The 10613-nt window shown below is 54.5% G+C and carries 2 protein-coding genes; both read right to left on the reverse strand.

All coding sequences use genetic code 11. The annotated features are described in order from the left end of the window. The coding region (locus QJ48_RS01405) for a non-ribosomal peptide synthetase (protein ID WP_272948102.1) at positions 1-8547 on the reverse strand (8547 nt) is incomplete at its 3' end. A gap of 66 nt (positions 8548-8613) precedes the next feature. After that, positions 8614-10613: condensation domain-containing protein (locus QJ48_RS01410; RefSeq protein WP_157261467.1), on the reverse strand; the 2000-nt coding region annotated here is incomplete at its 5' end.

The following is a 10613-nucleotide window of genomic DNA, read 5'->3' on the forward strand; positions in this document are numbered from 1 at the left end:
GCCGCCCTCGCGCAGCGTGTAAGCCAGTCGGTTCGCTTGCTCGTTCAGCTCCCCGTATGTCAACTGCTTGTCCTCGTACACGACCGCCGTCGCTTCCGGAGTTCGCGCCGCCTGCTCGTCGAACAACCGATGGAACGTCTTCTCCGGCGGCAGCTCAGGCAGCGCCGGGTTGAACGCATGAATCTGTTCTTTTTCTTCCGCAGCCAACAAATCCAGTGCCGCAATCTTTGCGCCCGGGTCGTTTACAATCGCTTCGAGCAGCTGTTCCAAATGCTTCGCCAGCCGTTCGACCCTCCCCCTGTTATACAAGGCGGTTGCATATTCGAGACTGCACTCCAGACCGCCGTCTTCCTCCGACATATCCAAGCTCAAATCAAATTTCGCCATCCCATATTCGCTCGGATACGGAGCCAACCGGAGCCCTTCAAGCTCGAATTCTTTGCTTTCCGTGTTTTGCAAAGAAAACATCGTGTCAAAGAGCGGATTGCGGCTTAAATCGCGGGCAACCTGCACTTTCTCCACCAGCTCTTCGAACGGATAGTTCTGATGCTCGTACGCGCCCAAGGTCGTTTCCTTGACCTCTTTCAAATAGTCCAGGAACGTCTTCTCCCCGGCCGGATAGCTGCGGATGGCCAGCGTATTGACGAACATGCCGATCAGCGGCTGCACATCTCCATGATTTCTTCCCGCAATCGTCGTGCCTACAACTACGTCTTGCTGCCCCGTATATTTATGCAGCACAATCGTATATGCCGCGAGCAGCACCATGTACAGCGTCGTTCCGCTTTCGGCCGCAAGCCGTTTCAAGCTTTCGCTCTTCTGCGCATCTATAAAAAATTGAAGCGTATCCCCTTCGTAGCTCTGAACAGCCGGACGGGCATAATCCGTCGGCATTTCCAGCACCGGCAGCTCCCCTTGGAACTGATCCAGCCAGTACGCTTCCTGCCGCTTCAGCTGCTCCTGCTGCGCTTCGGACTGCTGCCATGCCGCATAATCCTTGTATTGAATCCGCAGAGGCTCAAGCTCTTCTCCGCCGTACAAGCGGACAAACTCTTCGACCAGAACGTCCATCGAGACGCCGTCCGAGATAATGTGATGCATGTCGAACATCAGGATATGACGCTCTTCCGCGAACTCGACCAGACCTACCCGCAGCAGCGGCGGCTTCGCCAAATCAAATGTGCGGACGAATTGGCGTACGACCTCTCCCGCTTCCTCTTCGCTCGCTTGCACATACTCCACGGCAAAATCCACTGACGGGTAAATCCGCTGCACCGCTTCGCCATTCACCATTTCAAAGCCGGTGCGCAGCGTCTCGTGACGCGCGATCAACCCGCGGAACGCCTCCTCGAATCGTTTCCGGTCCAGCGCCCCTTCCAGCAGCATCGCTCCCGGCATGTTGTAGCTTTGCTCTACCCCTTCCAGCTGATGCAGGATGAAGAGCCGCTTCTGTGCAGACGATAGCGGGTAGTGCTCTCTTTCCTCCGCCACCGGTATGGCCGAAAACGCCCCCTCTTCCATCCGGGCAATCGCTTGGGCCATCTCTTCAATCGTCGGGTATCGAAATACGTCCCGCAGCGGGAAATCGACGTTCAACTCCTTATGCACCTTGCTGACAAGCGTCGTCGCGCGCAGGGAATGACCACCGATATCAAAGAAGCTATCCGTCACGCTAACCTTCTCGAGCCCAAGAACACTCTTCCATATATTGGACAATTCCACTTCCAACGGCGTTCTTGGCGCAGTGTGCCCCGCCCCCGAATGCAAGCTTTCCTCCGGAGCGGGAAGTGCTTTACGGTCGATTTTGTCATTGGGCGTTAACGGCATCCGCGGGAGCTGCACAAAGTACGACGGAATCATGAAAGCCGGCAGTTCCTGCGACAATGTCTCCCTAAGTTCAACTGCCGTAAGTTCGCTTTGCGCTACGAAATAGGCGCAGAGCTGTTGCTGCCCGCTTGCGTCTTCACGCGCGATGACAATCGTCTCTTGAACGGACTCGACTTTTGCCAGCTGAGCTTCCACTTCGCCTAGCTCGATCCGGTAGCCGCGAATCTTCACCTGATGGTCGATGCGGCCCATGTATTCGATATTGCCGTCCGGCAGCCATCGGGCCAGGTCGCCCGACCGGTACATCCGCTCCCCCGGTTCGAACGGGTTGTCTACGAACTTCTCTGCGGTCAGATCGGGACGGTTCAAGTAACCCCGAGCCAACCCTACGCCTGCAATGCAAAGTTCCCCGGCGACTCCAACAGGTACCGGCTGATTGTACGAATCGACAATGTAAATCCGATGATTATGGATCGGAGGGCCGATCGGCACCGACTTCCGGTCAAGATCATTCGAGGAAGCTGCCCAAACGGTTGTACAAATGGAATCTTCCGTCGGACCGTAGGCGTTGAAATAGTTTACTTTATCTTTCCACTGCCGAACTAATTCGACGGAAGAAGCGGAACCTCCCGTCATTAGTTTCTTAAAGTGCGTCATGCGGTCCGGACTCAAGTAGGCTGCATAGGTCGGCGGCAAAGTAGCCGTTGTAATTTCGTTATCGTTCATGTAGCTCTCAAACAAACGATAATCCTGAATCGTCTCGGCTGTCGGGATATACAAAGCTGCGCCGAGGAATAAAGCTTGGAAAATTTCCCAACATGAAGCGTCAAACGACAAGCTGGCGAATTGTACAACGCGATCCTGTTCCGTTATTTGCAACGTCTCGGCGAACACCAGCTTCAAGCTGCACAGCCCGCGATGCTCGACCGCAACCCCTTTGGGTCTGCCCGTCGTTCCCGATGTATAGATCACGTAAGCCAGATCCTTCGACCCGGAAACCGGCTCCAGATTCGAGCCGTCCCCGCTGTACACCTGCTCGTCATCCACCGCCAAAACTTTTCCGTCAAACGATACGCGCTCCCGCAAATGACGCTGTGTCAACAGCACTTGCGCCCCGGAATCCTCCAGCATATACCGAATACGATCTTCCGGGTATTGTGGATCGATCGGGATGTAAGCCCCGCCCGCTTTCATAATCGCCATCATACCAACGATCATCTCAAGCGAACGTCCGACCATGAGGCCCACCAATCGATCGGTCCGGACTCCTGCATCACGCAAGGTTCGCGCCAGCCGGTTTGCCCGTTCATTCAACTCCCCGTACGTCAGTTGGGTATTCTCGAACACAACCGCGATCGCATCGGGATTTCGCCGAGCCTGTTCTTCGAACAGCCCGTGAATTGTCTGATCCTGCTGATACTCCGCCGCCGTATCGTTGAATACGTCGAAAAGCTCCGCTTTTTCCGCCGCAGTTACCAGTTCCAGGGCGGCTACCGCAATATTCGGATTTGTACTCACTTGTTCGAGCACGTATACGAAATGTCCCATCAATCGCTCCATGCCGGACCTTTCATACACGAGCGTATTATAATCGAAACGAACAGTGAGCTCTTCTTCCGGCATAACGATCAAGGAAAAATTATAATTTGTTTGTTCCTCAATATTTACATCCGTAATCGCAAGTGTTCCGTCATTGCCGCCGCCCGCTTGTTCAAGCTGTTCGCCTAAAGGGTAATTCTCGAATGCCATAATATGGTGAATCAGATTTTGCTTTTGGGCGCTTTGCGCCTGAATTTCATACAACGGGTAGTAATCGTAGCGTCCGGACTTCAAGGCCGACTCCTGCAGGTTTTTCATCACGTCGGCAAAGCTCGTCTCCGCTTCGCAAGAAACGCGGACAGGTATCGTATTAATGAATAGACCGATCATCTCTTCGATCCCCGGAATTTCCGCCGATCTCCCCGAGACGACGCTGCCGAATACCGCATCGCCGGTTCCGTTATACTTTTGCAGAACAATACCCCACGCCGCTTGGATCAACGTATTCACGGTCACCTGATGCTGTTTGGCAACCTGGCTCATCCGTTCGCTCAAGCTCTTGTCCAAATGGCGAGAGACGTTGTCCCCGACGTACTCCTCGCCTCGCTGCCGCAAATTTCCTTGAGGCAGCGTGGTTTGACTTTCGTATCCTGCCAAATACTCGGACCAATAGCGAGACGCCGCTTCCTCATCCTGCTTTTCCAACCACTCGATATATTGGCTGTACGACGGGGCGTCCGCCCGTTCGGGCTGTTCATTCCGCATGTAGGCGTCATACGTCTCAAACAGTTCTTTGGCGATTAAAGACAAGCACCAGCCGTCCATCAGGATATGGTGGAAGGTCCAGAGCACGCGATAGCTTTCTTCCCTTGTACGAATTACTTTGACTCGCATCAAGGCATCCTGCTCCAGATCAAAGCCCCGTGTTTTGTCATCGCTCGTCAGCTTGTCGATGTGCGTGTTCCGCTCATTTTCCTGCAGATCGCTCAGATCTTCGTAGCTGAATTCAATCTGCTTGCCGCGATATACGATTTGCAGCTGTTCCCCTCTGAAGCCGCCGTAGAAGTTCGTCCGCAATACAACATGACGCGCAACCATATCGTTCCAGCTTCGGACGAACAAATCGATATTCAAATCGCCTTGCAGGGTAAACCACGCTTGTTCAATATATGCGCCGCCATGTCGGTTCAGGGTATTATGGAAAAACATCCCCTTCTGCATCGGCGTGAGCGTGTAGATGTTCTCGATCTCCCCGATGTGCCGCGTGCGCTCCGCAAGCTGCTCCAGTTCGGCTATGCTCAGCCCCTTGAACTGAACGTCGCTCGGCGTCAATTCCGTCCGTTCTTTTGCTACGCAATGGGCGATGATTTCCTGCAGACTCTCTTGCAGCCATAAGGCCAATTGCTCCATCGTCTCTTTGCGGTATTCCTTCCGGCTGTAGCTCAAGTCAAACGACAGCGAGCCTTCCAGAACCATGCCGTTGATTTCCAGCGCAAAGCTTCGCGCTTGCCGGTCGCTCGCCGGCATGCCGCTCGAGTACGGCGATATGCCCATGTCGTTGTTTTCCAAGTCCTGATCGAATTGCCCCAAATAGTTAAAGACGATGTCCGGTTCGACGCCCCAGACGGCATCGTCCGCATGCCCGGACAGGTACCGGCATATGCCGTATCCGATCCCTTTGTTCGGGATTTGACGCAGGTGCTCCTTGACCTTCTTAATCTGATACGATAAATTTTGGCCCTGCTCAAGCTCAAGCACCACAGGAAACTTGCTCGTAAACCATCCCACCGTGCGCGTGATGTCGATCTCGTCCAGGATGGACTCCCGTCCGTGTCCCTCCAGATTCACCAGCACACGATCTTGACCGGTCCATCTCCGCACAGCCATCCCCAGCGCCGTTAACAGGATGTCGTTCATTTCGGTGTTATACGCCCGGTGAACCCGCTTCAATAATTGTTCCGTTTCCGCCTGGCTGATCTGGATGATCATCGATTCGCTGTCCTGCTGAAGCGATTCGACCGGCTGCATTTCTTTCGGCAGAGGGGACACCGGCGTTTGCGCAATGCTCTGCCAATACGCCCGTTCGCTCTCCATCGCCGGACTTTGCGCATAGGCCGCAAGCTGCTCGGCCCAGGTGCGGTAAGCATCCGTCTTCGCCGGAAAACGAATCTCCTCCCCCTTCCCGGCTTGTTCGTAGCCGAGCGCGATATCTTCCATCAAGATGCGCCACGATACGCCGTCTACGACGCCGTGATGGATTGCGACGAGCAAATGATCGCCGTCGGCGCAGTGGAACAATCCGGCTTTTACAAGCGGTCCCATCTCCAGATCGATGCTGCTCTGAATCTCATTGGCTTTGGCTTCGACCGCTTGGCCGCTTGCCGCCAAGCCCTTGAAGTCGAACACCTCCAGACTATACAGCTCGCCTTCTCCGATTCCCCGGTTCCATGCCCCATAGCCGTTTTCCGTCTTGCGGAACACCATTCGCAGCGCGTCGTGATGCTCCGTGACCTTCCTCAGCACCTTGCGAATCGCCGCTTCCTCGAACCCTTCCTTTCGGTACAGCATGACGGATTGATTGAAGTGATGCGGGTCGGCGAATTGCTGTTCGAAGAACCAGCGCTGAATCGGAGTCAGGAACGTTTCTCCGGTTACCTCGGCTTGATTAATGGAGCGAGTAATCGGCCGGATATGCGAACTGAGCTGCGCAATGGTCGGATATTTGAACAAATCTTTGATTTCCAGCTTATAGCCGGCTTGATGAAGCCGGGATGAAACCTGAATCGACTTGATGGAATCGCCGCCAAGCTCGAAGAAATGGTCCGTTACGCCGACCCGCCCGGCACTCAGCACGGACTTCCACACGTCCGCAAGAGCTTTCTCCGCGTCGGTTCGTGGCGCTACATACTCCCTTCCGGCAAGCGCATTGCCTTCCGGAGCGGGCAGCGCCTTACGGTCGATCTTCCCGTTCGGCGTTAACGGCATCCGCTCCAGCCGCACAAAGTGCGACGGAATCATATACCCCGGCAGTTCTTGCGACAAGGCTCCCCTCAGTTCGCCGACCGCCAGCAGTTTATCCGCCACAAAATACGCGCACAGTTGATATTGTCCGCTTGCATCCACCCGCGCTATAACGATTGCTTCTTGAACGGACTCGATTTTCAAGAGCTGCTCTTCGATCTCGGCAAGTTCAATCCGATACCCGCGGATTTTCACCTGATGGTCGATCCGACCCATGTATTCGATGTTGCCGTCCGGCAGCCACCTTGCCAAGTCGCCTGTCTTATACATCCGCTCGCCCGGCGAGAACGGGTTGTCCGTGAATTTCTCGTCCGTCAGCTCCGGACGGTTCAAGTACCCGCGGGCCAATCCTACGCCCCCGATGCACAGTTCACCTGCCACGCCCACAGGCAGCAATTGATTGTGCGAATCCACAATATAGATCCGGTGATTCTGGATCGGACGGCCGATCGGCACCGACTTGCGGTCGAGATCATCCGTCGAAGCTGACCAAACCAATGTCACGATCGAAGCTTCCGTCGGACCGTACGCGTTAAAATATCGCACTTTACCTTTCCACTGCCGAACGAACTCAGCGGATACGGCCGAACCCCCGGTGATCAGTTTTTGGAGGCTGGGCATGCGATCAAGGTTCAAGTAGGCCGCATACGTCGGAGGCAAGATCGTCGCCGTAATCCCGTTCTCGTTCATGAAGCTCTCGAACAACTGATAATCCAGTATGGTTTCGGCCGTCGGAATATATAACGCCGCGCCAAAAAATAACGCTTTGAAGATTTCCCAGCACGACGCATCGAACGACAGACTGGCGAATTGAACCACTCTGTCTTGGTCGCTGATTTGCAGCGTTTCCTTAAACATCATCTTCAAGCTGCTCAGCCCGTGATGCTCCACCATAACCCCTTTGGGCTTGCCCGTCGTTCCTGACGTGTAGATCACATAGGCCAGATCGTCCGGTCCGGAGACCGGCTCCAGATTCGAGCCGTCTTCGCCGTAGGCCGCCTCATCGTCCAATGCGATCACGTTCCCTGCAAACGGTACGCGCTCCTGCAAGTGCCGCTGCGTTAATAACAGCTGTGCACCCGAATCTTCCAGCATATAGCGAATGCGCTCCTCCGGATATTCCGGATCAATCGGCACATACGCGCCACCCGCTTTCAAGATCCCCAGAATTCCGACGACCATCTCTAGCGAACGCCCAATCATAAGCCCAACCAGCTTGTCTTTATTCACGCCTCTGGCTCTAAGCGTCCGCGCCAGCCGGTTCGCCCGTTGATTCAGTTCCCGGTAGGTGAGCCGTTCCTTCTCAAAAACAACCGCCACCGCGTCCGGAACCCGTTCCGCCTGCTCCTCGATCAGTTGATGAATCGTTTTATCCCGCGCATATTCGGTCTCGGTATCGTTGAACTCATGCAGCAGCTGATGCTTCTCGGACTCCGACAGCATGTCGGCTTTGCCCAGTTCCAGCTCCGGTTGAAACAAGATGACGGACAACAGACGGTCCAAATGGTCAATCGCTCGGGTTATAAAATCTGAATGATACAGGTTTTCGTTATAGAGCAACTCGTAACGAACCGAATCTGTCCCTAACCCAAATTGAAACACGCAATCCGTTACCACACTCTGATCGATATCCACGGTATGCAGCTCGTTCAATGAAACAAGCGTGTTCACGATAGGAACCCCGTCCGCATACTGCAGCTGGAGCTTTTCCGTCATTTTGAGGAACGGTATATTCTGATGCTGGATCGCATCCGTAACAGACGATTTCAATTCGTTTAACAGGGATTTAAAGGTAGTCTCGGCATGGATCGTATTCTTGAGAACGACCGCATGGTTAATAGGCCGCCGCGACTCATTCGGTTTCTTGACGACAGGCATGCCCAGCAATATATTTTTTTCGTTGGTATATTTATATAGCAAGGACTGGACTCCTGCCAATAAAATCATGTATGCGGCCAAAGGGGAGCCCTTGCTCATCTTTAGGATTCGCTGCGCTACGTCAGCCGACAAAGAGCCGGAAACCGACTGGATGTCAGGCGTAGAATGGATCGGGGTTTTGCTGTAAGGCAGCAGCGTTAGCGTGTAATCTTCCCCCCCGAATGTTTCGTTCCAAAATAAGGATTCCTTTTCAAAAGCCACCTGCTTCTCTCTCCTCTCTATTCGGTAAAAGCGAGTCCGGCGGAGTGTATGCGATGGACTCCTAACATACACCCCGGCCGGTCCGTGTCAGAATACAAAATCGATTGCTTCTACCAAGTCCTCTCCTTGCTCCGAATGACCGCTTAATGAAATGTCTTTCAGCAGGATAGAAGGCTGCTCGCAAATTCGGGAGATGATTTCCAGTAAATCCTGGGCATAATTGTCAATCATATTTCGGGCAAACAGCTTGGTGCAATATTCAAAACGACCGTGTATGTCTTCGTCTTCCAACGTAAGCTCCAGGGTCAAATCGAATTTGGCGACCGTCTCCGTTTGAATAAAGGGCTCGATGCTCAGCTCGCCGAAGCGATTAACCCGCTCTTCCTTGGTTTCCATCACAAACACCGTGTCAAATAACGGATGACGGCTTAAGTCCCGAGTCACTCTTACTTTTTCTACCAGCTCCTCGAACGGATAATCCTGGTTTTCGTAAGCTCCCAGCATCGTTTCCTTCATTTCCTCCAGATAAGACACAAACTGCTTTTCTCCGGCCGGATAACTGCGGATGGCTAGCGTATTGACAAACATTCCGATCAGCGGTTCCATATCGGCGTGGGTTCTGCCTGAAATCGGCGTGCCTATGATGATGTCTTCCTGTCCCGAGTACTTATGCAGCAAGATCGAGTAAACCGCCAGCAGCACCATATAGATCGTCGATCCGGTATCGTCCGCAATGCGCTGCAGCCCCTCGCTTCTTTGCTTGTCAATAATGAATTCGAGCGCGTCTCCCTCATAGCTGCGAACGGCTGGTCTGGCAAAATCGGTCGGCAGCTCCAACGTAGGAAGCTCGCCATCCAACAGGTTCAACCAATAGGCTTCTTGCCGCTTCATTCGTGTGCTCTGTGCTTCGGACTGCTGCCATGCGGCGTAGTCCTTATATTGAATGCGCAGAGGAGGCAGTTCCTCTCCGTTGTATAAACGGAGCAGCTCTTCAATTAAAATTCCTGTGGACACGCCGTCGGAAATGATGTGATGGATATCGAACATCAAAATATGGCGTTCCCGTGTCACTTCGATCAGACCGACCCGCAGCAGCGGAGGATGCTCCAGATCAAAGACGCGGACGAAACGCCCGGCCATCTCTTCCGCTTCCTCTTCGCTCGCTTGCATATACTCCAGCGCAAAATCCACTTCCGGGTAGACCCGCTGCATCGGTTCGCCGTTCACCATCTCAAAGCCGGTGCGCAACGTTTCATGACGCGCAATCAGCCCGTGGAACGCCTCTTCGAACCGTTTCCGCTCTAACGCTCCCGAGAGCACCATCATGCCCGACATGTTGTAGCTCAGCTCCGCCCCTTCCATCTGGTGCTGGATGAAGAGCCGTCTTTGGACGGAGGACAACATGTAATAATCGCGTTCTTCAAGCAGCGGAATGGATACGTGCTCCTGCTGCTCCATCCGGGCAATCGCTTGGGCCATCTCTTCAATCGTAGCGTAGCGGAACACGTCCCGCAGCGGCAGATCGACGTTCAGCTCCTTGTGCACCTTGCTGACCAGCGTCGTTGCGCGCAGGGAATGTCCGCCGAGATCGAAGAAGTTGTCCTTCACGCCAACGGTTGCAACCCCCAGCACTTCCTGCCATATACGGACCAGCTTTGCTTCCAGCGGCGTACGCGGCGCGGTGTATTCCGATCCGCTCGCGCCTCCTTCTGGCGCCGGCAGCGCCTTGCGGTCGATCTTCCCGTTCGGCGTCAGCGGCAGCCGCTCCAGCTGCACGAAGTACGACGGAATCATATACCCCGGCAGCTCCTGCGACATCACGCTTCGCAGCCCGCTTGCTTGCAGTTCCTCGTCCGCCGTGAAGTACGCGCACAGCGCCTTCTGTCCGTTGCCGTCCTCCCGGATGACGACGACCGCTTCCTTGACGCCCTCCGCTTTCAGCAGCTGCGTTTCGACCTCGCCGATCTCAATCCGGTACCCACGGATTTTCGCCTGGTTGTCGATCCGGCCGATGAAGTCCACGTTCCCGTCTTCCATCCAGCGCGCCAGGTCCCCCGTGCGGTACAGCCGCTCGCCCGGGACGAACG

The organism is Paenibacillus sp. A3 (genome assembly GCF_001399685.1).
Lineage (GTDB): Bacteria > Bacillota > Bacilli > Paenibacillales > NBRC-103111 > Paenibacillus_G.